This is a genomic window from Stenotrophomonas sp. GD04024, assembly GCF_029837545.1.
Lineage (GTDB): Bacteria > Pseudomonadota > Gammaproteobacteria > Xanthomonadales > Xanthomonadaceae > Stenotrophomonas > Stenotrophomonas forensis.
Map to the genome: position 1 here is coordinate 46,223 of NZ_JAOEDV010000012.1, position 22,051 is coordinate 68,273.

General features: G+C 63.3%; 33 protein-coding genes. 1 reads left to right on the forward strand and 32 read right to left on the reverse strand.

Going from position 1 to position 22,051, the window contains the following annotated elements:
• Window positions 1-113 precede the first annotated feature (113 nt).
• Complete coding sequence (locus tag N7590_RS06060) at window positions 114-2,240, forward strand: TonB-dependent receptor (RefSeq protein WP_164241637.1); 2,127 nt, start codon at window positions 114-116, stop codon at window positions 2,238-2,240.
• A 94-nt stretch (window positions 2,241-2,334) separates the two neighbouring features.
• Here the strand turns inward: N7590_RS06060 and N7590_RS06065 are convergent, their stop codons facing one another.
• From N7590_RS06065 to rpsL, 32 genes are all read right to left on the reverse strand, one after another.
• Window positions 2,335-2,841: a disulfide bond formation protein B gene (locus tag N7590_RS06065; RefSeq protein WP_005415421.1), complete on the reverse strand. Its 507-nt coding sequence runs from the start codon at window positions 2,839-2,841 to the stop codon at window positions 2,335-2,337.
• Window positions 2,842-3,015: 174 nt separating this feature from the next.
• On the reverse strand, window positions 3,016-3,399 hold the full coding sequence (gene rplQ, locus N7590_RS06070; protein WP_005408217.1) for a 50S ribosomal protein L17: 384 nt from the start codon (window positions 3,397-3,399) through the stop codon (window positions 3,016-3,018).
• Window positions 3,400-3,590: 191 nt separating this feature from the next.
• A complete protein-coding gene (gene rpoA / locus N7590_RS06075) occupies window positions 3,591-4,589 on the reverse strand; it encodes a DNA-directed RNA polymerase subunit alpha (protein ID WP_004145453.1) in 999 nt (332 codons plus the stop codon).
• Window positions 4,590-4,645: 56 nt separating this feature from the next.
• Window positions 4,646-5,275: a 30S ribosomal protein S4 gene (gene rpsD, locus N7590_RS06080; protein ID WP_004145446.1), complete on the reverse strand. Its 630-nt coding sequence runs from the start codon at window positions 5,273-5,275 to the stop codon at window positions 4,646-4,648.
• 15 nt (window positions 5,276-5,290) lie between these two features.
• Entirely contained in the window at window positions 5,291-5,680 is a 390-nt protein-coding gene (gene rpsK / locus N7590_RS06085) for a 30S ribosomal protein S11 (RefSeq protein WP_004145443.1), read from the reverse strand.
• Window positions 5,681-5,691: 11 nt separating this feature from the next.
• On the reverse strand, window positions 5,692-6,048 hold the full coding sequence (rpsM, locus tag N7590_RS06090) for a 30S ribosomal protein S13 (protein ID WP_004154500.1): 357 nt from the start codon (window positions 6,046-6,048) through the stop codon (window positions 5,692-5,694).
• 347 nt (window positions 6,049-6,395) lie between these two features.
• Complete coding sequence (gene secY, locus N7590_RS06095; RefSeq protein ID WP_004154499.1) at window positions 6,396-7,763, reverse strand: preprotein translocase subunit SecY; 1,368 nt, start codon at window positions 7,761-7,763, stop codon at window positions 6,396-6,398.
• Between the two features lie 7 nt (window positions 7,764-7,770).
• Window positions 7,771-8,214 (reverse strand): 50S ribosomal protein L15, encoded by a 444-nt coding sequence (rplO, locus tag N7590_RS06100; RefSeq protein ID WP_004154498.1) that lies wholly within the window; start codon window positions 8,212-8,214, stop codon window positions 7,771-7,773.
• 6 nt (window positions 8,215-8,220) lie between these two features.
• Complete coding sequence (gene rpmD, locus N7590_RS06105; protein WP_004154497.1) at window positions 8,221-8,412, reverse strand: 50S ribosomal protein L30; 192 nt, start codon at window positions 8,410-8,412, stop codon at window positions 8,221-8,223.
• Window positions 8,405-8,947 carry a 30S ribosomal protein S5 gene (gene rpsE / locus N7590_RS06110; RefSeq protein WP_053448882.1) on the reverse strand — a complete coding sequence of 181 codons (543 nt, stop codon included), beginning with the start codon at window positions 8,945-8,947 and terminating at the stop codon, window positions 8,405-8,407. The genes rpmD and rpsE overlap by 8 nt, the downstream gene beginning before the upstream one ends.
• 161 nt (window positions 8,948-9,108) lie before the next feature.
• A complete protein-coding gene (gene rplR, locus N7590_RS06115) occupies window positions 9,109-9,468 on the reverse strand; it encodes a 50S ribosomal protein L18 (protein WP_024957318.1) in 360 nt (119 codons plus the stop codon).
• Window positions 9,469-9,548: 80 nt separating this feature from the next.
• Window positions 9,549-10,073 carry a 50S ribosomal protein L6 gene (rplF, locus tag N7590_RS06120; RefSeq protein WP_164241636.1) on the reverse strand — a complete coding sequence of 175 codons (525 nt, stop codon included), beginning with the start codon at window positions 10,071-10,073 and terminating at the stop codon, window positions 9,549-9,551.
• Window positions 10,074-10,091: 18 nt separating this feature from the next.
• Window positions 10,092-10,490, reverse strand: a complete 399-nt coding sequence (rpsH, locus tag N7590_RS06125; RefSeq protein ID WP_005408210.1) for a 30S ribosomal protein S8 — start codon at window positions 10,488-10,490, stop codon at window positions 10,092-10,094.
• A gap of 258 nt (window positions 10,491-10,748) precedes the next feature.
• Window positions 10,749-11,054, reverse strand: a complete 306-nt coding sequence (gene rpsN, locus N7590_RS06130; protein WP_005408209.1) for a 30S ribosomal protein S14 — start codon at window positions 11,052-11,054, stop codon at window positions 10,749-10,751.
• A gap of 18 nt (window positions 11,055-11,072) precedes the next feature.
• Window positions 11,073-11,615, reverse strand: coding sequence for a 50S ribosomal protein L5 (rplE, locus tag N7590_RS06135; RefSeq protein WP_004154491.1), 543 nt, complete (start codon window positions 11,613-11,615; stop codon window positions 11,073-11,075).
• A gap of 11 nt (window positions 11,616-11,626) precedes the next feature.
• Window positions 11,627-11,944, reverse strand: coding sequence for a 50S ribosomal protein L24 (gene rplX / locus N7590_RS06140; RefSeq protein WP_004154490.1), 318 nt, complete (start codon window positions 11,942-11,944; stop codon window positions 11,627-11,629).
• Window positions 11,945-11,960: 16 nt separating this feature from the next.
• Complete coding sequence (gene rplN, locus N7590_RS06145; protein WP_004145357.1) at window positions 11,961-12,329, reverse strand: 50S ribosomal protein L14; 369 nt, start codon at window positions 12,327-12,329, stop codon at window positions 11,961-11,963.
• 12 nt (window positions 12,330-12,341) lie between these two features.
• Window positions 12,342-12,611: a 30S ribosomal protein S17 gene (rpsQ, locus tag N7590_RS06150; protein ID WP_004154489.1), complete on the reverse strand. Its 270-nt coding sequence runs from the start codon at window positions 12,609-12,611 to the stop codon at window positions 12,342-12,344.
• Between the two features lie 11 nt (window positions 12,612-12,622).
• Entirely contained in the window at window positions 12,623-12,808 is a 186-nt protein-coding gene (gene rpmC, locus N7590_RS06155) for a 50S ribosomal protein L29 (protein ID WP_004154487.1), read from the reverse strand.
• Entirely contained in the window at window positions 12,808-13,221 is a 414-nt protein-coding gene (rplP, locus tag N7590_RS06160; protein WP_004154486.1) for a 50S ribosomal protein L16, read from the reverse strand. The genes rpmC and rplP overlap by 1 nt, the downstream gene beginning before the upstream one ends.
• Window positions 13,222-13,226: 5 nt before the next feature.
• A complete protein-coding gene (gene rpsC, locus N7590_RS06165; RefSeq protein ID WP_004145350.1) occupies window positions 13,227-13,961 on the reverse strand; it encodes a 30S ribosomal protein S3 in 735 nt (244 codons plus the stop codon).
• 18 nt (window positions 13,962-13,979) lie between these two features.
• Window positions 13,980-14,315, reverse strand: a complete 336-nt coding sequence (gene rplV / locus N7590_RS06170) for a 50S ribosomal protein L22 (RefSeq protein ID WP_004145348.1) — start codon at window positions 14,313-14,315, stop codon at window positions 13,980-13,982.
• Between the two features lie 12 nt (window positions 14,316-14,327).
• Complete coding sequence (gene rpsS, locus N7590_RS06175) at window positions 14,328-14,597, reverse strand: 30S ribosomal protein S19 (RefSeq protein ID WP_004154485.1); 270 nt, start codon at window positions 14,595-14,597, stop codon at window positions 14,328-14,330.
• Window positions 14,598-14,603: 6 nt separating this feature from the next.
• Window positions 14,604-15,431 (reverse strand): 50S ribosomal protein L2, encoded by an 828-nt coding sequence (rplB, locus tag N7590_RS06180; RefSeq protein ID WP_004154484.1) that lies wholly within the window; start codon window positions 15,429-15,431, stop codon window positions 14,604-14,606.
• Window positions 15,432-15,441: 10 nt separating this feature from the next.
• The gene (rplW, locus tag N7590_RS06185; RefSeq protein ID WP_004145338.1) at window positions 15,442-15,741 is read right to left on the reverse strand and encodes a 50S ribosomal protein L23; all 300 of its coding nucleotides are present in this window, start codon (window positions 15,739-15,741) and stop codon (window positions 15,442-15,444) included.
• The gene (gene rplD / locus N7590_RS06190; protein WP_004145337.1) at window positions 15,738-16,343 is read right to left on the reverse strand and encodes a 50S ribosomal protein L4; all 606 of its coding nucleotides are present in this window, start codon (window positions 16,341-16,343) and stop codon (window positions 15,738-15,740) included. The genes rplW and rplD overlap by 4 nt, the downstream gene beginning before the upstream one ends.
• Window positions 16,344-16,355: 12 nt before the next feature.
• Window positions 16,356-17,006: a 50S ribosomal protein L3 gene (rplC, locus tag N7590_RS06195; RefSeq protein ID WP_004145336.1), complete on the reverse strand. Its 651-nt coding sequence runs from the start codon at window positions 17,004-17,006 to the stop codon at window positions 16,356-16,358.
• Between the two features lie 11 nt (window positions 17,007-17,017).
• Entirely contained in the window at window positions 17,018-17,329 is a 312-nt protein-coding gene (gene rpsJ, locus N7590_RS06200) for a 30S ribosomal protein S10 (protein ID WP_005408208.1), read from the reverse strand.
• Between the two features lie 332 nt (window positions 17,330-17,661).
• The gene (tuf, locus tag N7590_RS06205; RefSeq protein ID WP_004154360.1) at window positions 17,662-18,852 is read right to left on the reverse strand and encodes an elongation factor Tu; all 1,191 of its coding nucleotides are present in this window, start codon (window positions 18,850-18,852) and stop codon (window positions 17,662-17,664) included.
• A 51-nt stretch (window positions 18,853-18,903) separates the two neighbouring features.
• The gene (gene fusA / locus N7590_RS06210) at window positions 18,904-21,045 is read right to left on the reverse strand and encodes an elongation factor G (RefSeq protein ID WP_004154359.1); all 2,142 of its coding nucleotides are present in this window, start codon (window positions 21,043-21,045) and stop codon (window positions 18,904-18,906) included.
• 141 nt (window positions 21,046-21,186) lie between these two features.
• On the reverse strand, window positions 21,187-21,660 hold the full coding sequence (gene rpsG, locus N7590_RS06215) for a 30S ribosomal protein S7 (protein ID WP_004145321.1): 474 nt from the start codon (window positions 21,658-21,660) through the stop codon (window positions 21,187-21,189).
• 12 nt (window positions 21,661-21,672) lie between these two features.
• Complete coding sequence (gene rpsL / locus N7590_RS06220) at window positions 21,673-22,047, reverse strand: 30S ribosomal protein S12 (protein ID WP_004145320.1); 375 nt, start codon at window positions 22,045-22,047, stop codon at window positions 21,673-21,675.
• Window positions 22,048-22,051: the final 4 nt, after the last annotated feature.

A 22,051-nucleotide genomic window follows, 5' to 3' on the forward strand; every position in this document is an offset into this window, starting at 1 on the left:
ATCGGCCACAAACCGCATGGCCATGGCCGTCCCGGCAGGCGCATGATTCGCCACGCACTGTTACGAAGTAACACTCCACATTCCCCGACCGGCCCCTTCCACAGCCCATCGCCATGAAGCCCTCCCTGCTCGCTACCGGCATCACCCTCGCCCTGGCTCTGGCCAGCCTGCCCGCCTTCGCCGCAGCTGCCGACGACACCTCCGCGCCGGTCAAGGACCTGGACGCTGTGACCGTCCACGCCCAGCTCGACCAGGCCCGCAACATGCTGTCGCCGGATATCGGCAGCAGCCAGTACCAGATCACGGCCGAGGACATCCAGAAGCAGCCGCTGGGTGCGTCTGCGCCACTCAGCCAGGTGCTGTTGCAGGCGCCGGGCGTGGTCCAGGATTCGTACGGCGGCGTGCATGTGCGCGGCGACCACGCCAACCTGCAGTACCGCATCAACGGCGTGCTGCTGCCCGAATCGATCTCCGGCTTTGGCCAGACCCTGGATGCACGCACCATCAAGAGCATCCGCCTGATGGATGGCGCTTTGCCGGCGCAGTTCGGCGAGCGCACCGCTGCGGTGGTCGACATCACTACGCGCAATGGCGCCGAACTTGGCATTGGTGGCAGCGCGGGCCTCACTGCCGGCTCGTTCGGCAAGCTCAATCCGAATGCCTCATGGTGGGGCAACCAGGGCCGTTGGAGCTGGTTCCTGACCGGCAACTACGACCAGAACGAGGTCGGCCTGGAAAATCCGACCCCCTCGCGCAAGCCGCTGCACGACGACACCCACCAGGGCAAGGCCTTCGCCGACCTGACCTATCTGGTCAACGACAACACCCGCCTGAGCGTATTCGCCGGCTTCGCCAACAACCGCTTCCAGATCCCGGTCAATCCGGGCCAGACACCGCAGTTCGGCTATCTCGACACCACCACCTTCGACTCCAGCCAGCTGGATGAGACCCAGCGCGAGACCACCCGCTTCGGCATGCTGGTGCTGCAGGGCACGCTGGGCAGCACCGCTTACCAGCTTTCGGCCGGGCAGCGTTACAGCGATGTGGGATTCAACCCGGACGTGGTCGGCGACCTGGTGTTCAGTGGCGTCGCTTCACAGGTCCAGCGCAGCAACCGCGCCAATACCCTGCAGGCCGACTTTTCCACGCCGCTGGGCAACGACCACACGCTGCGCTACGGCCTGTACGGCAACTACGAGAACGCGCGGGCCAGCAGCAACAGCTGGGTGTTCCCGGTCGACGACGCCGGCCAGCAGTCCAGCACCACGCCGCTGCTGATTCCCGATCGCAGCGCCTTCCACGCCAGCACCCTGGCGCTGTACGTGCAGGACGAATGGAAGATCGGCGACGACTGGACCGTCAACTACGGCCTGCGCGGTGACCGTTACAAGGCCTTTGGGCGCACCGAAGGCCAGCTCAGCCCGCGCGTGGGCGTGGTCTGGAATGCCAGCGACAGCACCACCGTGCACGCCGGCTACTCGCGCTACTTCACGCCACCGGCCAGCGAGCTGATCGCCAGCAGCGACATCGCCCTCTACGACGGCACCACCAACCAGCAGCCCAGCGGCGGCAACAACATTCCGCTGGCCGAACGCAGCGACTACTACGACATCGGCGTCTCGCAGCAGCTGGGTGAACACCTCACACTGGGCCTGGATGCGTATGACCGCCGCGTTGCGCGGCTGCAGGATGAAGGCCAGTTCGGCGCCGCCTACATCTATTCGACGTTCAACTATCGCCGCGGCCACATCCGCGGCCTGGAATTCAGTGCCGACTACAGCAACGGCCCGTTCAGCGCCTACCTCAATGCCGCCCTGAACAAGGCCATCGGTACCGACGTCATCACCGGGCAGTACAACCTGGACCCGGAAGCCCTGGCCTACGTGGCCAACCACTGGATCCACCTGGATCACGACCAGAAGCTGACGTCGTCGGGCGGCTTCAGCTACGCCTTCGCGGGCCACAACCGGATCGGTGCCAACTACGTGTTCGGCAGCGGCCTGCGTTCGGACATCGAGGGCGTGCCCAATGGCGGCGAGCTGCCGTCGTACCTGCAGGTCAATCTCAGTGCAGGCCACGACTTCAACGCCGACAGCGGCCATCCGCTGCATGTGCAGCTGGCGCTGATCAACGCACTGGATCGCAGCTACCAGCTGCGCGATGGCGGCGGTGTCGGCGTGTTCGCCCCGCAGTGGGGCCCGCGCCGCGGCGCCTACCTGAGCCTGCAGCAGGACTTCTGAAGACTTACCGTGGTAGTGCCGGCCGCTGGCCGGCAACTACGGGACACCCGCCATCGCTCATGAGGTTGCCGCCAGCGGCCGGCACTACCTTGCTTCAGCGCTTGACCTTGCGCAGCGACACCACCAGCGCCCACAGCGCCAGCAGCACGAACCACACGCCCGACCACATCGGCATGGTCAGGCCCAGGAACGTCCAGTCGATGTTGCCGCAGTTGCCGGTACCGGTCAGCACCGTGCGGAACACTTCCAGTGGCCCCATGGTCTCGCGCAGGAAGCTCAGCGGTGGGCCGCAGGTCGCGCCCATCTCCGGCGGCAGCATCTGCACGTAGACGTGGCGCGCGGCGATGCCGACACCCACCGCGGCGGCGATGAAGGCCAGTACGCCATAGGTCGCGCGGCCAGGTCGGTTGGACGGCCCGTGCAGCGCGCCGATCAGGAACAGCAGGCCGAGCGCGGCGAATGCCAGGCGCTGGAAGATGCACAGCGGGCACGGCTCCAGGCCCATCTTCAACTGCAGGAAGATCGCGTAGCCCAGCAGGCCCGCACAGATCAGGAAGCCCAGGAAGAACTGGGCGCGGAAGGGCCAGCGCAGTGGATTCATCGTCAACGCTCGAATGGATCAGGCGCCAAGCGTAACCGAGAGTGCGCGCCATTCGAACCGCCACAGGTGACGCCTGTCGGAACGGTGTGGGTTGCAGGCAGCGCCCAGCAACCCCGGAAACGCAAAAGCCCGGCAGAGGCCGGGCTTTCGCTGTGTCGCGTTGGAGCGGTCCGATTACTCGGCCACTTCCTCGGCCACGACCGGACGGTCAACCAGCTCGACGTAGGCCATCGGTGCGTTGTCGCCGGCGCGGAAGCCGCACTTCAGCAGGCGCAGGTAGCCGCCCGGACGGTTCGCGTAGCGCGGGCCCAGGATGGTGAACAGGTTGCCCACGGCTTCGTTGTCGCGCAGGCGGGCGAAGGCCAGACGGCGGTTGGCGACGGAGTCGACCTTGGCCAGGGTGATCAGCGGCTCGGCAACGCGGCGCAGTTCCTTGGCCTTCGGCAGGGTGGTCTTGATCAGCTCGTGCTTGAACAGCGAGGCGGCCATGTTCTTGAACATCGCTTCGCGGTGGGCGCTGGTACGGCTGAACTTACGGCCAGACTTCTGGTGACGCATGGTGATATTCCTTGGTTAATGATGAGGCTGTGCGGATCGTTGTCGCCATCCTGGCGTTGCTGCGCGGACTGCGGATGGTCCTGGCCGCCCGTCCTGGACGACCTGCCGCGCGAACCTGCGGTTCGTCGTGGCATGTTGTGTTGCGTTGAAGGCTCCACCGTTGCCGGTGGAGCCTCCAGGCATTACCGATATCAGCCCAGCATGCCGTGGCTGGCGACGCCGGCCGGCGGCCAGTTCTCCAGCTTCATGCCGAGGGACAGGCCGCGCTGAGCCAGCACTTCCTTGATCTCGGTGAGCGACTTCTTGCCCAGGTTCGGGGTCTTCAGCAGCTCCACTTCGGTCTTCTGGATCAGATCGCCGATGTAGTAGATGCTTTCAGCCTTCAGGCAGTTGGCCGAACGCACGGTCAGCTCCAGATCGTCGATCGGGCGCAGCAGCACCGGATCCACGCCGTTGTTGGCCGGCTTGGCCGCACCGCGGTCGCGGTGGGTGAAGTCGCCGAACACCGACAGCTGGTCGCTGAGGATGTCGGCGGCGGTGCGCACGGCTTCCTCGGCGTCGATGGTGCCGTTGGTCTCAATATCGATGACCAGCTTGTCCAGGTCGGTACGCTGTTCGACGCGGGCCGCTTCCACGGCATAGGCGACGCGGCGGACCGGCGAGAACGAGGCATCCAGGACCAGGCGGCCGATGGCACGGGTTTCTTCGTCCGGACGACGACGCGCGGCAGCGGGCTGGTAGCCGAAACCACGTTCGATCTTCAGACGCATGTTCACTGCCGTGTCCTTGGTCAGGTGGCAGATCACATGGTCGCCGTTCAGGATCTCCACATTGTGGTCGACCTTGATGTCGGCAGCGGTGACAACGCCCGGGCCCTGCTTGGACAGGGACAGGGTGGCGCTGTCGCCGGAGTGCATACGGATGGCCACGTCCTTCAGGTTCAGCAGGACTTCGAGCACGTCCTCCTGCAGACCTTCGACCGTGGTGTACTCATGCAACACGCCGTCGATTTCGACTTCCGTGATGGCGAAGCCCGGGATGGACGACAGCAGCACGCGACGCAGGGCATTGCCCAGCGTATGCCCGTAACCCCGCTCCAAAGGTTCGATAACGACCTTTGCACGGGTGTCGGTAAGGCGTTCGATCTGCGGACCGCGAGGACGCAGAACCTGGTTGGCGGTAACCGTCATGTTGCGGGTTCTCCTAGTGAACCCCCGGCCGTCGCCGGGGGCTCTCCAATGATGAATTACTTCGAATACAGCTCGACGATCAGCGCTTCGTTGATGTCCGCAGGCAGATCCGAACGATCCGGAACAGCCTTGAAGATGCCGGTGAACTTGCCGGAATCCACTTCAACCCACGACGGGCTCAGGTCATGCTGGGCGGCGACGGTCAGGGCTTCCTGGACGCGCAGCTGCTTGGCAGCCTTTTCAGACAGAGCGATGGCGTCGCCAGCCTTGACCTGGTACGAAGCCAGGTTGACCGACTTGCCATTCACGGTGACGCCCCGGTGCGACACCAGCTGACGGGCAGCCGGACGGGTCACGGCGAAGCCCATGCGGTAGACGACGTTGTCCAGGCGGGTTTCCAGCAGCTGCAGCAGGTTCTCGCCGGTGTTGCCCTTCTTGGTCGAGGCCTTCTTGTAGTAGTTGCGGAACTGACGCTCCAGCAGGCCGTAGATACGCTTGACCTTCTGCTTTTCACGCAGCTGGGTGGCGTAGTCGGACAGCTTGCCCTTGCGGGCAGTGGCGCCGTGCTGGCCGGGCTTCTGCTCCAGCTTGCACTTCGAGTCCAGCGCACGCGCCGGGCTCTTCAGGGACAGGTCGGCGCCTTCGCGACGGGCGAGCTTACAGGTAGGACCGATATAACGAGCCATTTCTTATCGCTCCCTTTAGACGCGACGCTTCTTCGGCGGACGGCACCCGTTGTGCGGGATAGGCGTCACGTCGATGATGTTGGTGATCTTGTAGCCGACGTTGTTCAACGAACGCACGGCCGACTCACGGCCCGGACCCGGGCCCTTGATGCGGACTTCCAGCGACTTCACGCCGTAGTCCAGCGCAGCACGACCGGCCTTTTCAGCAGCCACCTGGGCAGCGAACGGGGTCGACTTGCGCGAACCGCGGAAGCCAGCGCCACCGGAGGTCGCCCACGACAGAGCGTTGCCCTGGCGGTCGGTGATGGTGACGATGGTGTTGTTGAACGAAGCGTGGACGTGGGCAACGCCGTCGGTGACGACGCGCTTGATCTTCTTCTTGGTCTTAGCAGCGGGCTTAGCCATTTCTCAGTCCCTTACTTCTTGATCGCCTTGCGCGGACCCTTGCGGGTGCGGGCGTTGGTACGGGTGCGCTGGCCACGCAGCGGGAGGCCACGACGGTGACGCAGGCCGCGGTAGCAGCCCAGGTCCATCAGGCGCTTGATCGCGATACCGATTTCACGGCGCAGATCGCCTTCCACGATGTACTTGCCGACTTCGGCGCGCAGGCGCTCGATTTCCGGCTCCGACAGATCGCGGATCTTGGTGGTCGAAGCAACGCCTGCGACTTCGCAGACCTTCTTCGAACGGGTACGGCCGATGCCGTAAATGCTTTGCAACCCGACCCAGACGTGCTTCTGGGCTGGCAGGTTGACGCCTGCAATACGCGCCATGACGCGGTTCTCCAGCTGAGTGATGGCCGACAGCGCGCCTCGGGCACGCCAATCCGGCAGGATGGATCAAAAAAGTGAACTAGCGATACTAACAAGGTTCCGGTTTACATGGAAGCCCGTGAAACCATTGGTTTCATGAACCCGGCCTGGGGAGTGTGCCCAGGCTCCGGCGCCGGATGGGGTTGGACCTGGGGTTTCCCCCGGGGCCGCCCGCGCTACTCCAGCGCGGGACCACCTCACCACACCCCCACCCGGAACCGCTGCGGGGGCCGCCCTTCGTTTGTGTGGCCGGAGTCCGCGAAGCGGAGGGACCATCACGTCAGGAAGACGAAAGTATAACAGGCCTATCAGCCGCGGGCAAAACCGCCGCGGTTGCCGCCCTTCAGGTTGGCCTTCTTCAGCAGGCTCTCGTACTGGTGCGACATCAGGTGCGCCTGCACCTGGGCGATGAAGTCCATCACCACCACCACCACGATCAGCAGCGAAGTACCGCCGAAGTAGAACGAGGCGTTCAGCTGCGTGCGCATCAGTTCCGGCAGCAGGCAGACGATCACCAGGTACGCCGAGCCGGCTGCGGTCAGGCGGGTCAGCACGCCGTCGATGTAGTCGGCGGTGGCCTTGCCCGGACGGATGCCCGGGATCAGCGCGCCCGACTTCTTCAGGTTGTCGGCGGTTTCCTGCGAGTTGAACACCAGCGCGGTATAGAAGAACGCGAAACCGGTGATCAGCGCAGCGAACACGATCATGTGCAGCGGCTCGCCCGGGCCGAGCGCGTTGGCGACCTTCTGCAGGATCTGGCCGAAGCTGCTCTGGTTGGCGGCCTGGCCGGACCACATGGCCAGGGTGGCCGGGAAGGCCAGCAGGCTCGAGGCGAAGATCGCCGGGATGACGCCGGCCATGTTGAGCTTCAGCGGCAGGAACGAGGTCTGGTTCATGTACGCGTTGCGACCGCCCTGGCGGCGCGCGTAGTTGACCGTGATCCGGCGCTGGCCACGCTCGACGAACACCACGAAGAAGGTGAAGGCGAGCACGACGATGGCGATCAGCAGCAGCTGGATGAACTGGATGTTGCCGTCGCGGTAGGCGTCGAAGGTGTGGATGACCGCACCCGGCAGGCCGGCCACGATACCGGCGAAGATGATCAGCGACACGCCGTTGCCGATGCCGCGCTCGGTGACCTGCTCACCGACCCACATCAGGAACATGGTGCCGGCGGTCAGCGCGACCACGGCGGTGAGCACGAAGCCCATGCCCGGCGCGTACACGACCGGAGCGCCCGACGGCGAGACCTGGCCCTGCAGGGCCAGTGCGATCGAGCCGCCCTGCACCACTGCCAGCAGCACGGCGCCGATGCGCGAATACTGGGTGATCTTGCGGCGGCCGGACTCACCTTCCTTCTGCATCGCCTTCAGGGCGGGGAAGATGTGCACGGCCAGCTGCATCACGATCGATGCCGAGATGTACGGCATCACGTTCAGCGCGAAGATGCTGAAACGGTGCAGGGCGCCGCCCGAGAACATGTTGAACATGTCCACGATGCCGCCGCCCTGCTGTTGCATCATGGCAAGCATGGCATCGGGATTGACGCCCGGCACCGGCACGTAGCAGCCGATGCGATAGACGATCAAAGCCCCGACGACGAACAGCAAACGTTGGCGAAGTTCAGTGAACTTGCCCATTCCGCCCGCGAGGTTACCGATGCCAGCTTGCGCCATGATTTTCTTACTCCGTCACGCTGCCGCCGGCAGCTTCGATCGCGGCCTTGGCACCAGCCGTGGCAGCAATACCCTTCAGGGTGAACGCCTTGGTCACTTCGCCCTTGACGACGACCTTGGCCTTCTTTGCGGTGCTCGGGACCAGCTTGGCAGCACGCAGGGCGGCGAAGTCGATCTCGCCGGCCGGCAGCTTGTCCAGCGCGTACAGCAGCACTTCAGCGGTGTCCTTGGCGATCGGCGAACGGAAGCCGATCTTCGGCAGACGACGCTGCATGGGGGTCTGGCCGCCTTCGAAGCCAGCCTTGATCTTGCCGCCACCCTTACGGGCGAACGAACCCTTGTGGCCGCGGCCGGCAGTCTTGCCCAGGCCCGAGCCGATACCGCGACCGACGCGGGTGCGCTCGGTGCGGGCGCCCGGTGCCGGGCTCAGTTCATTGAGACGCAGAGTCATGATCGATTACTCCTCAACCTTGACGAGGTAGTGAACGGTGTTGATCAGACCGCGAACCTGCGGGCTGTCCTTCAGTTCACGCACATCGTTGAGCTTGTTCAGGCCCAGCGCACGCACCGACAGGCGGTGACGCGACTGGGTACCACGCAGGCCGCGCACCAGGCGCACCTTCACAGTCTTGTTGGACTCATTAGCCATGGTTGAGTTCCTCCACCTTCTTGCCGCGCTTGGCCGCAATGCGAGCCGGCGACTGCGCTGCAGTCAGGCCCTTCACGGTGGCACGCACCAGGTTGATCGGGTTGCGCGAACCGGTGGCCTTGGCCAGCACGTTCTTCACGCCAACCGCTTCCAGCACGGCGCGCATGGCACCGCCGGCGATGACGCCGGTACCTTCAGAAGCCGGCTGCATGAACACGCGGGCTGCGCCGTGACCATCCTTGATGGTGTGCCACAGGGTGCCGTTGTTCAGGTCAACGCTGACCAGGTTCTTGCGGGCCTGCTCCATCGACTTCTGGATGGCGACCGGCACTTCGCGGGCCTTGCCATAGCCGAAACCGACCTTGCCTTCGCCGTCGCCGACCACGGTCAGGGCGGTGAAGGTGAACTGGCGGCCACCCTTGACGGTCTTGCTGACGCGGTTGACCGCGACCAGCTTTTCGATCATGCCGTCGTCGACTTTCTCTTCGCGGTTACGGTCGCGATCGCGACCCCGCTGCTGACGCTCTTCTGCCATTTTGATTCCTTGGTAGTTTGGGTATGTACGGCTCGGGGCCGCTTATGGTTGTGGAGTGCTGCGTTGTTGCGGTGAGCCGCTGCAGAAGAGCGGCGTCGCCCAGCCTCACTCAGGCTGGCGAGCAGGCGGGCAGAGGACCCTAGGCCCCCTGCCCTTATCCCTTAGAACTGCAGGCCGGCTTCGCGGGCGGCTTCTGCCAGGGCCTTGATGCGGCCGTGGTAGCGGTAGCCCGAACGATCGAAGGCAACCTTCTCGACGCCGGCGGCCTTGGCACGCTCAGCGACGATGCGGCCAACCTTGGCAGCGGCATCGGCGTTCTTGCCGTTCTTCAGGCCTTCCATGACGTCGGTCTGGGTGGTGTTGGCGGCAGCCAGCACCTTGGAACCGTCGGCGGTGAAGACCTGGGCGTACAGGTGCTGGCCGGTGCGCAGCACCGACAGGCGGGCGACGCCGAGCTCACGGATGTGGGCGCGGGTCGACTTGGCGCGACGCAGGCGGGCGATGTTCTTGTTCATTTTGATTATTCCTTGAAAGCTGAAGGTTGGGCTTTTCCCTGAGGAGTCCGCACAGGGATGTGCGGGCTCTTGCGAGGGACTCGCGCTTACGCCTTCTTGGCTTCCTTACGGATGATGACTTCGTCGGAGTACTTCACGCCCTTGCCCTTGTACGGCTCCGGCTTGCGGAACGCACGGATCTTGGCGGCGACTTCACCGACGACCTGCTTGTCAGCGCCCTGCACCAGGATCTCGGTCTGGGTCGGGGTGGTGATGGTGATGCCTTCCGGCGCCACGAACACGACCGGGTGCGAGAAACCGAGCGACAGGCTCAGATCCTTGCCCTGCATGGCAGCACGGTAACCCACGCCGACCAGCTCCAGCTTGCGCTCGAAGCCTTCGGACACGCCCTTGACCATGTTGGCCAGGATCGCGCGGACGGTACCGGTCAGCGGGACCAGATCAGCGCTCTCGGCGCTCAGGGTGGCAACGCCATTGTCGACGTTGATGGCAATGCCAGCCGGCTTCGGCAGCGACAGGGTGCCCTTCGGGCCCTTGACGGTGACCGATTCGGCCTGGACGTTCAGTTCAACCTTACCCAGGGTGACGGGCTTCTTGGCTACGCGGGACATAGTTCTACTCCTTTCGCCTTAGGCCACGAAGCACAGGACTTCGCCGCCGACGCCCAGCTGGCGCGCCTGCGCATCAGTCATGATGCCCTTGGAGGTGGAAATGATGGAGATACCCAGGCCGTTCATGACCTTCGGCAGCTCGCTCTTGCCGCGGTACTGGCGCAGGCCCGAACGCGAGAAGCGCTTCAGGGTCGCGATGACCGGCTTGCCTTCGAAATACTTCAGCACGATTTCCAGCTCGGACTTGTTGTTTTCCAGCTGGGTCACGCGCAGGTCGGTGATGTAACCCTCGTCCTTCAGGACCTGGGCGATCGCAACCTTGATCTTGGACGACGGGGCTTTCACCGTCTGCTTGCCAACCGCAGCCGCATTCTTGATGCGGACCAGCAGGTCGGCGATGGGATCAGTCATGCTCATATGAGTACCTTTGAGTGCACCGATATCCGCTTTCGCGAAAATCTGTTGTCTCCTGGAAACGGGCCAGGTCCCCTCTTGCAGCAGGCCAGCGGCCTGCCCAGCTACCCCGTTTGCACAGGGCAAGACGCGGGAGTATACGCCAAAAGAGCCCGGCTTGCGCCGGGCTCTTCGGTTTTTTTGCTCAGGGAAGGCTGAACGCCTCCCTTGCCCCGGTTCAGGAACCCCCGAAGGGGCTCCTGATCGCAGGGCCGGCTGGGATTACCAGCTGGCCTTGCGCAGACCCGGGACGTCGCCGCGCATGGTGGCTTCGCGCAGCTTGTTGCGGCCGAGGCCGAACTTGCTGTACACGCCACGCGGACGACCCGACAGCTCGCAACGGTTGCGCTGGCGGCTCGGCGACGAATCGCGCGGCAGCTTGGCCAGCTTGGTTGCGGCGTCGATCTTCTCTTCGTAGGTCGCGTCCACGGAGGACACGATCTTCTTCAGAGCCGCACGCTTTTCAGCGTACTTCTTTGCCAGCTTTTCCCGCTTGATGTCGCGGTTGACCATGGAGGTCTTTGCCATTTCGGTTTCCTCGACGGATCAGTTACGGAACGGGAACTTGAACGCTGCCAGCAGCGCCTTCGCTTCCGCGTCGGTCTTCGCAGTGGTGGTGATGGCGATATCCATACCGCGGATCGCGTCGACGGCGTCGAAGTCGATTTCCGGGAAGATGATCTGCTCCTTCACACCCATGTTGAAGTTGCCGCGGCCGTCGAAGGAACGACCGGAAACACCACGGAAGTCGCGCACGCGCGGCAGCGAGATGTTGATCAGGCGATCCAGGAACTCGTACATCTTGTGGCGACGCAGCGTGGTCTTGCAGCCGATCGGCCAACCATCGCGGATCTTGAACGACGCAACCGACACACGCGACTTGGTGACAACCGGCTTCTGGCCGGAAATCTTGGTCATGTCGCCGACGGCGTTTTCCAGGATCTTCTTGTTGGTGGCCGCTTCGCCGACACCCATGTTCAGGGTGACCTTGACCAGCTTCGGCACTTCCATCGGATTGGTGTAGCCGAACTGCTTCATCAGCGCCGGCACCACTTCATCCTTGTAGAACTTTTCGAGACGGGAACTCATCTTCTCATTCCTCAGGCGTCGAGCGCCTCACCGCTGGAGCGGAACACACGCAGTTTGCGTCCATCCTCCAGCACCTTGAAGCCAACGCGTTCGCCCTTGCCCGAAGCCGGGTTCAGAACATTCACGTTGGAGATATGGATCGAAGCTTCGCGCTCGACCACGCCGCCGGCAACACCTGCCTGCGGGTTCGGCTTGGTGTGGCGCTTGACGATGTTCACGTTGGCGACGACCACACGGTCGCCGTCGACGCGGACGACTTCGCCCTGCTTGCCCTTGTCCTTGCCAGCGTTGACGACAACCTGGTCGCCCTTCTTGATACGGTTAGCCATGATTATCTCCTGTCGCTCACAGCACTTCGGGAGCGAGCGAGACGATCTTCATGAACTTCTCCGAACGAAGTTCACGGGTCACCGGCCCGAAGATACGGGTACCGATCGGCTCCTGCTTGCTGTTCAGCAGAACGGCAGCGTTGCCGTCGAAGCGGATCAGCGAGCCATCGGCGCGACGCACACCCTTGCGGGTACGCACCACGACGGCGTCATACACTTCACCCTTCTTGACCTTGCCGCGCGGAATCGCATCCTTCACGGTGACCTTGATGATGTCGCCGATGCCGGCGTAACGGCGCTTGGAACCACCCAGCACCTTGAAGCACATCACCTGCTTGGCACCCGAATTGTCCGCGACGTCAAGGTAGCTCTGCATCTGGATCATGATTCAGACTCCTTATTCAGCCGCACGCGTGATGACTTCCACCACGCGCCAGTTCTTGGTCTTGGACATCGGAGCAATCTCGGTCACGCGGACGACATCGCCTTCCTTGCAGGCGTTGTCGGCATCGTGGGCGTGCAGCTTGGTCGAGCGCTTGATGTACTTGCCGTACAGCGCGTGCTTGACCTGACGCTCAACCAGGACGGTAACCGTCTTGTCCATCTTGTTGCTGACGACACGGCCTTCGACCGTGCGCAGCGTCTTCTTTTCAGTATTGTCGCTCATAGCGGCCATCCTTACTTCGTGCTGCCGAGCAGGGTCTTGACGCGAGCAATCTCGCGACGGACCCGGCGAATGTCGTGGGTCTTCGGCAGCTGGCCGGTGACCTGCTGCATACGGACAGAGAACTGTTCCTTACGCAGGTCGATCAGGTGGGCCTTGAGTTCGTCAGCCGACTTTTCACGGAGAGTTTTGATATCCATCAGCGCACCGTACGGGTCACGAAAGTGGTGGTGACCGAGAGCTTGGCGGCGGCCAGGCGGAACGCCTCGCGAGCCACTTCCTCGGAAACACCCTCGATTTCATAGATCATGCGGCCGGGCTGGATCTGGGCCACCCAGTATTCCACGTTACCCTTACCAGAACCCATTCGGACTTCGATGGGCTTCTTGGTGATGGGCTTGTCGGGGAACACGCGGATCCACATCTTGCCGCCGCGCTTGACGTAGCGGCTGATCGAGCGGCGGGCCGCTTCGATCTGACGCGCGGTCAGCTGACCGTGTGCGGTTGCCTTCAGGCCGTATTCGCCGAAGCTGACAGCGTTGGCGCTCCAGCTCAGGCCATCGTTACGGCCCTTGTGTACCTTGCGGTACTTGGTTCGCTTGGGTTGCAACATTGTCGTTACCTCGCTTCACGGGCCGGGCGCTGACGGTCACCACGGTCGCCGCGATCGTGACGATCGTTGCGCGACGGGGTGTCGTCCTGCTTTTCCTGGCCAACCTGGGAGAAATCGAAGACCTCGCCCTTGTAGATCCAGACCTTGATGCCGATGATGCCGTAGGTCGTCTTGGCTTCAGCGAAGCCATAGTCGATGTCGGCACGCAGGGTGTGCAGCGGCACGCGGCCTTCGCGGTACCACTCCGAACGGGCGATTTCTGCACCGTTGAGGCGGCCACCGACGTTGACCTTGATGCCCAGGGCACCCAGGCGCATCGCGTTGCCGACCGAGCGCTTCATCGCGCGGCGGAACATGATGCGACGCTCCAGCTGCTGGGCGATCGACTCGGCAACGAGCTGCGCGTCCAGTTCCGGCTTGCGCACTTCGGTGACGTTGATGTGCGCCGGGACGCCCATCATCTCGCTCACTTCCTTGCGCAGCTTCTCGATGTCCTCACCGCGCTTGCCGATCACCACGCCCGGACGGGCGGTGTGGATCGTCACGCGAGCGGTCTTGGCCGGACGCTCGATCAGGATCTTGCTGATGCCGGCCTGAGCCAGCTTCTTGCGCAGCATTTCGCGCACTTTCAGGTCGGCTGCCAGGTAACCAGCGAACTCGGCCTTGTTGGCGTACCACTTGGAGTTCCAGTCCTTGGAAATGCCGAGGCGGATACCAATCGGATGAACTTTATGACCCATGGTCTTTTCCTTATCCGCTTACTTGGCGGCGCCCACAACCACAGTGATGTGGCTGGTGCGCTTGAGGATGCGGGTACCGCGGCCTTTCGCCCGCGCCATGAAACGCTTCAGGGTCGGACCTTCATCAACCATGATGGTCTGAACCTTCAGCTCGTCGACGTCGGCGCCCTGGTTGTTCTCGGCGTTGGCAATTGCCGACTCCACCACCTTCTTGATCAGGTGGGCAGCCTTCTTGTCCGAGAACTTCAGCAGGTTGACCGCACGCTCGGCCGGCAGACCGCGCACCTGGTCAGCGACCAGACGAGCCTTCTGCGGGGAGATGCGCGCAGTGCGCAGGATGGCTTTCGCTTCCATTGTCATCTCTCCTTACTTGCCCGACTTCTTGTCACCACCGTGACCCTTGAAGGTCCGGGTGATGGCAAATTCGCCGAGCTTGTGGCCGACCATGTTCTCGTTGACGAGAACCGGGATGTGGTTCTTGCCGTTATGCACGGCAATGGTGACGCCTACCATGTCAGGCAGGATCATCGAACGGCGCGACCAGGTCTTGATCGGCTTCTTGCTGCCCGCAGCGGCCTCCACCTTCTTGACGAGGTGGTGATCGACGAACGGGCCCTTCTTGAGTGAACGTGCCATGGTCGATTAGCCCCTACGATCGCGGACGATGAACTGCTGAGTGCGCTTGTTATGGCGCGTCTTGTAACCCTTGGTCGGGACACCCCACGGGGTGACCGGATGCGGGTTACCCTGGCCGGCCTTGGCCTCACCACCACCGTGCGGATGGTCAACCGGGTTCATGGCAGCACCACGAACGGTCGGGCGGACGCCGCGCCAACGCTTGGCACCGGCCTTGCCCAGCTTTTCCAGGCTGTGCTCGTCGTTGCCGACTTCACCGATGGTGGCGCAGCACTCGACCGGAACCTTGCGCATTTCACCCGAGCGCAGGCGCAGGGTGGCGTAGATGCCTTCGCGAGCCACCAGCTGCACGGCCGCACCGGCGGCGCGAGCGATCTGAGCGCCCTTGCCCGGCTTCAGTTCGATGCAGTGGATGGTGGTACCGACCGGGATGTTGCGCAGCGGCAGGGTGTTGCCCGACTTGATCGGGGCATCCGAACCGGCGATCACCTGATCACCCGCCTTCAGGCCCTTCGGGGCGATGATGTAGCGGCGCTCACCGTCGACGTAGCACAGCAGGGCGATGTGGGCGGTGCGGTTCGGATCGTACTCGATGCGTTCCACGCGCGCCGGGATGCCCAGCTTGTTGCGCTTGAAGTCGATGATGCGGTAGTGCTGCTTGGCACCACCACCGACGTGACGCACGGTGATGCGGCCATGGTGGTTACGACCACCCGAGCGGCTCTGCGACTCGACCAGTGCGGCGTGCGGAGCACCCTTGTGCAGGTCGGGGGTGACCACGCGCACGGCCGAACGGCGGCCGGGGGAGGTGGGCTTGAATTTCATCAATGGCATGGGATGTACCTCAGGCCTTGGCCGTTACATCGATCGACTGGCCATCGGCCAGGCGAACGTACGCCTTGCGCCAATCGCCGCGGCGGCCAGCACGGTTACGGAAGGACTTGTTCTTGCCCTTGACGTTGACCACGTTGACGGCTTCGACCTTGACGTCGAACAGCTGCTCAACCGCGGCCTTTACATCGGCCTTGGTGGCTTCGTTCGAAACTTCGAAGACATACTGGTTGGAGAGTTCCTGCAGGCGCGCGGTCTTTTCGGAGACACGCGGGGCACGCAGCACGCTGAAGATTTTTTCGTTGCTGTTCATGCCAGCCACTCCTCGACCTTCTTGACCGCGTCAGCGGTGATGACGACCGTGTCGGCACCGACCAGCGACACCGGGTCCAGACCCTGCACGTCACGCACCTGCACGTACGGCAGATTGCGGGCGGACAGGTACAGGTGCTCGGAGGCTTCTTCAGTGACGATCAGCGGGCGCTTGCCCACTTCCAGGCCGGCCAGCTTGGCGATCAGACCCTTCGTGTTGGTCACTTCGACATCGAAGGACTCCACGATGGTCAGACGGCCCTGACGGTTCAGCTCGGACAGGATCGCGCACATGGCGGCACGGTACTGCTTACGATTGACCTTCTGCTCGAAGCTGCGCGGCTTGGCCGCGAAGGTGACACCGCCGCCGACGAAGATCGGAGCCGTCAGTGCGCCATGACGCGCGCCGCCGCCCTTCTGCTTCTTCGACTTCTTGGTGGTACCAGCCACTTCAGAGCGAGTCTTCTGTGCCTTGGTGCCGGCGCGGCCGGCGTTGCGGTAGGCAACGACGACCTGGTGGACCAGATCTTCGCTGAAATCGCGACCGAACACGGCGTCGGAGACCGAGACCTTGTTGTTGCTACCCGTGATAACGAGTTCCATCGTCATCTCTCCTTATGCCTTGCTCGCCGGACGGACGATCACGTCGCCACCCGCCGCGCCCGGAACGGCGCCGCGAACCGCGATCAGACCGCGCTCGACGTCGACCTTGACCACTTCCAGGTTCTGGGTGCTCTGCTGCACCGCGCCCATGTGGCCCGACATCTTCTTGCCCGGGAAAACACGACCCGGGGTCTGGCGCTGACCCAGCGAACCCGGCGCGCGATGCGACAGCGAGTTACCGTGGGTTGCATCGCCCATACGGAAGTTGTGGCGCTTGATGGTGCCCTGGAAGCCCTTACCCTTGGTGACACCCTGGACGTCGACGATCTGGCCGACTTCGAAGATGTCCGCCTTGACTTCGCCGCCAACGGCGAAATCGCCGAGCTGCGCGTCTTCAACGCGGAATTCCCACAGGCCACGACCCGCTTCCACCTTCGCCTTGGCGAAGTGGCCGGCTTCCGGCTTGTTGACCAGGGCAGCGCGACGCGCGCCGACGGTCACCTGCACGGCGCTGTAGCCGTCGGTTTCGACGGTCTTGATCTGCGCGATGCGGTTCGGGGTTGCTTCGATCAGGGTCACCGGGATGGAGCGGCCATCTTCAGTGAACACGCGGCTCATGCCAGCCTTGCGGCCCACGAAGCCCAACGAATACTTCTTCGTCATGGTCGTAGTCCTCAGGTCAGCTTGATCTGAACGTCGACGCCGGCAGCCAGTTCGAGCTTCATCAGCGCGTCCACGGTCTTGTCATTCGGGTCAACGATATCGAGCACGCGCTTGTGCGTGCGGGTCTCGTACTGGTCACGCGCGTCCTTGTCGACGTGCGGGGAGACGAGAACGGTGTAACGCTCGATCTTGGTCGGCAGCGGGATCGGGCCACGCACTTGCGCGCCGGTCCGCTTTGCCGTTTCAACGATCTCGCTGGCCGAACGGTCGATCAGACGATGATCGAACGCTTTCAGCCGGATCCGGATCTTTTGGTCCGCCATGGCGGTAGGTTCCTTCGTTAAAAGAGCGACAGACAAAGCCTCTGGGTTGCTTTGCCCCATGAAATTCCTGAATACGGACGGCCCGCACTCCTGCAGGCCGCCAAGGTCACTCCATAGACCTCAAAAACGTAGGCAGACCAGTTTCCCGGCCTGCCCAGACGTAGAAGCATAATGGCACGCAAGGCAGCTGTCAACAGTCGCCTGTTGACGCCGCCTGAATGGCATTGACCCTTCCTGGTCCGGGGAACACAAGGCACATCCTGTGCCTGCTTTCCCATTTGATACGCCCCGATGCCCTACCCAGGCAACATCGGGGCGCAGATACTACCAGATTACTCGATGATCTTCGAGACCACGCCGGCGCCGACGGTACGGCCGCCTTCGCGGATGGCGAAGCGCAGGCCTTCGTCCATTGCCACCGGGTTGATCAGGGTGACGACCATCTTGACGTTGTCACCCGGCATCACCATTTCGACGCCTTCCGGCAGTGCAGCTGCGCCGGTGATGTCGGTGGTGCGGAAGTAGAACTGCGGGCGGTAGCCGTTGAAGAACGGGGTGTGGCGGCCGCCTTCGTCCTTCGACAGGACGTACACTTCGCCTTCGAACTTGGTGTGCGGCTTGATCGAACCCGGCTTGGCCAGGACCTGGCCACGCTCGACGTCGTCACGCTTGGTGCCGCGCAGCAGCAGGCCAGCGTTGTCGCCTGCCTGACCCTGGTCCAGCAGCTTGCGGAACATTTCAACGCCGGTCACGGTGGTCTTCTGCACCGGACGGATGCCGACGATTTCGATTTCGTCGCCAACCTTGATCACGCCGCGCTCGATACGACCGGTCACCACGGTGCCGCGGCCCGAGATCGAGAACACGTCTTCCACCGGCATCAGGAACGGCTTGTCGATTGCGCGCTCCGGCTCCGGGATCCAGCTATCCAGGGCGTCGACCAGCTTCAGGATGGCCGGCACGCCGATGTCGCTCTGGTCGCCTTCCAGCGCCAGACGGGCCGAACCGGCGATGATCGGGGTGTCGTCGCCCGGGAAGTCGTACTTGCTCAGCAGCTCGCGCACTTCCATCTCGACCAGCTCGAGCAGCTCGGCGTCGTCGACCATGTCGGCCTTGTTCAGGAACACGACGATGTACGGCACGCCGACCTGACGCGACAGCAGGATGTGCTCGCGGGTCTGCGGCATCGGGCCGTCAGCGGCCGAGCACACCAGGATCGCGCCGTCCATCTGGGCGGCACCGGTGATCATGTTCTTGACGTAGTCAGCGTGGCCCGGGCAATCGACGTGGGCGTAGTGACGGACCGGGGATTCGTATTCGACGTGCGCGGTCGAGATCGTGATGCCACGAGCCTTTTCTTCCGGCGCGGCGTCGATCGAGGAGTAGTCCTTGAACTCGCCACCGAAGCGCTCGGCACCGATCTTGGTCAGTGCAGCGGTCAGCGTGGTCTTGCCGTGGTCGACGTGACCGATGGTGCCGACGTTGACGTGCGGCTTGGTGCGCTCGAACTTACCCTTTGCCATTGTTCTATACCTTGATTTTGTAAGTGGTTTTCAGGAGAGGCTGAGCGAGGCTCAGCCCTTCTTCATGACGGCTTCGGCGATGTTGTTCGGCGCCGGCTCGTAGTGGTCGAATTCCATGGTGAAGGTGGCGCGGCCCTGGGTCTGCGAACGCAGCGCAGTGGCGTAGCCGAACATTTCACCCAGCGGGATCATCGCGTTGATGATCGAAGCGGAGCCGTCACCGGTGGTGTCGGAACCCTGCAGCACGCCGCGACGACGGCTGACGTCGCCCATCACGTCACCCTGGTAATCCTCCGGGGTCACGATCTCGACCTTCATGATCGGCTCCAGCAGCACCGGCTTGGCCTTGGCGAAGCCCTGCTTGAAGGCCATCGACGAAGCCAGCTTGAACGCCATTTCCGAGGAGTCGACGTCGTGGTACGAACCGAACACCAGCTTCACCTTGACGTCCACGACCGGGAAGCCAGCCAGCGGGCCGCTGGTGATGGTTTCGCGCAGGCCCTTTTCGACCGACGGAATGAATTCCTTCGGGATCACGCCGCCGGTGATGTCGTTGATGAACAGGAAGTCGTCCTTGATCAGCGGAGCGATCTTGGCATCGGCACGGTCTTCAGCGGTGATCGGCGACAGCTCGATCACGACGTGACCGTACTGACCCTTACCACCGGACTGCTTGGCGTGCTTGTAGTCCGACTTGACGTCAGCCAGGGTGATGGTTTCGCGGTACGCAACCTGCGGCGCGCCGACGTTGGCTTCAACGTTGAACTCGCGCTTCAGGCGGTCGACGATGATGTCCAGGTGCAGCTCGCCCATGCCCGAGATGATGGTCTGGCCGGATTCTTCGTCGGTCTTGACGCGGAACGACGGATCTTCCTGCGCCAGGCGGCCCAGGGCCAGGCCCATCTTTTCCTGGTCCGACTTGGTCTTCGGTTCGACGGCCATCGAGATCACCGGCTCCGGGAACGTCATGCGCTCCAGGATGATCGGCTGGTCGATCGAGCACAGGGTGTCACCGGTGGTGGTGTCCTTCAGGCCCACGGCAGCGGCGATGTCACCGGCCAGAACTTCCTTGATTTCTTCGCGGTTGTTCGAGTGCATCTGCAGGATGCGGCCGATGCGCTCCTTCTTGCCCTTCACCGAGTTCAGCACGGTGTCACCACCGTTCAGGGTGCCCGAGTAGACACGGAAGAAGGTCAGCGCGCCGACGAACGGATCGGTGATGATCTTGAAGGCCAGCGACGAGAACGGAGCCTTGTCGTCGGACTTGCGGGTCATGGCGACGTTTTCGTCGTCCACGTCGGTACCGGTCACGTCCGGCACATCGACCGGCGACGGCAGCAGCTGGATCACGCCGTCCAGCATGGCCTGCACGCCCTTGTTCTTGAACGCCGAACCGCAGTACATCGGGACGATTTCGGTGGCCAGGGTGCGGGTACGCAGCGCGTTGATGATTTCAGCCTCGGCCAGCTCTTCGCCGCCCAGGTACTTTTCCATCAGCTCTTCGCTGGCTTCAGCCGCGGTTTCGATCATGTAGGTGCGGGCTTCTTCAGCCTTTTCCTGCAGGTCGGCCGGGATTTCGCCGTACTCGAACTTCATGCCCTGCGAGGCTTCATCCCAATGGATGGCCTTCATCTTCAGCAGGTCGACGACGCCCTTGAAGCCGTCTTCGGCGCCGATCGGCAGCTGCATCGGCACGGCGACGGCGCCGAGCTTGGCCTTCAGCTGGTCACGGACCTTGTAGAAGTTGGCACCGGTGCGGTCCATCTTGTTGACGAACGCGATGCGCGGCACCTTGTAGCGGTTGGCCTGGCGCCACACGGTTTCCGACTGCGGCTGCACGCCACCGACGGCACACAGGACGAAGACGGCACCGTCGAGCACGCGCAGCGAGCGCTCCACTTCGATGGTGAAGTCGACGTGCCCGGGGGTGTCGATGATGTTGAAGCGGTGCTCCGGCAGGGACTTGTCCATGCCCTTCCAGAACGCGGTGGTGGCAGCGGACTGGATCGTGATGCCACGCTCCTGCTCCTGCTCCATCCAGTCCATGGTGGCGGCGCCGTCGTGCACTTCACCGATCTTGTGGCTCTTGCCGGTGTAGAACAGGATGCGCTCGGACGTGGTGGTCTTGCCGGCATCGATGTGAGCCATGATGCCGAAGTTACGGTAACGCTCGATGGGAGTGGAACGGGCCACGGGAGCCTCTCAGATTTCTTGGATTTCGGATGGCCGAACGCCGCCTTTCGGCGGCCTTCGGATTGGCGCAGTCCTTCCGGGACCGCGAGGCAGCACGCACCGAAGTGGTGCTGCCCTGCCTGTTTTACAAGGCCGTCAAACTCACCAGCGGTAGTGGGCGAACGCCTTGTTGGCTTCGGCCATGCGGTGGGTTTCTTCGCGCTTCTTGATGGCGCCGCCACGGTTTTCCGAGGCGTCGATCAGTTCAGCAGCCAGCTTCTTCGGCATGGTGTTCTCACCACGCTTGCGCGCGGAGTCGATCAGCCAGCGCATGGCCAGGGCCATCTTGCGCGACGAACGCACTTCGACCGGCACCTGGTAGGTGGCACCACCGACGCGGCGCGACTTGACTTCCACCGCCGGAGCGACGTTGTCCAGAGCCTTCTGCACCAGTTCAATGGCGTTGGCGCTGCTGTTCTTCTCGGTGATCACGTCCATGGCGCCGTACACGATCTTTTCGGCGACGGACTTCTTGCCGCTCTGCATGACCATGTTGATGAAGCGGGCGATGGTTTCGCTTCCGTGCTTCGGATCGGGCAGGACGGAACGCTGCGGAGTATTACCCTTACGCGACATAGTGCTCTCTCCTTATGCCTTCGGACGCTTGGCGCCGTACTTGGAACGGGCCTGGCGACGCTTGGCAACGCCGGCGGCGTCGAGCGAGCCACGAACGGTGTGGTAACGCACACCCGGCAGGTCCTTGACGCGACCGCCGCGGATCAGGACCACGGAGTGCTCCTGCAGGTTGTGGCCTTCACCACCGATGTAGGAAATCACTTCTTCCTGGTTGGTCAGGCGGACCTTGGCAACCTTGCGCAGAGCCGAGTTCGGCTTCTTCGGAGTGGTGGTGTAGACACGGGTGCAGACGCCACGGCGCTGCGGGCACTTGTCGAGCGCCGGCGAGGCACTCTTGTAGGTGGTCGCTTGCCGCGGCTTGCGGACCAGCTGGTTGATCGTCGCCATCAGT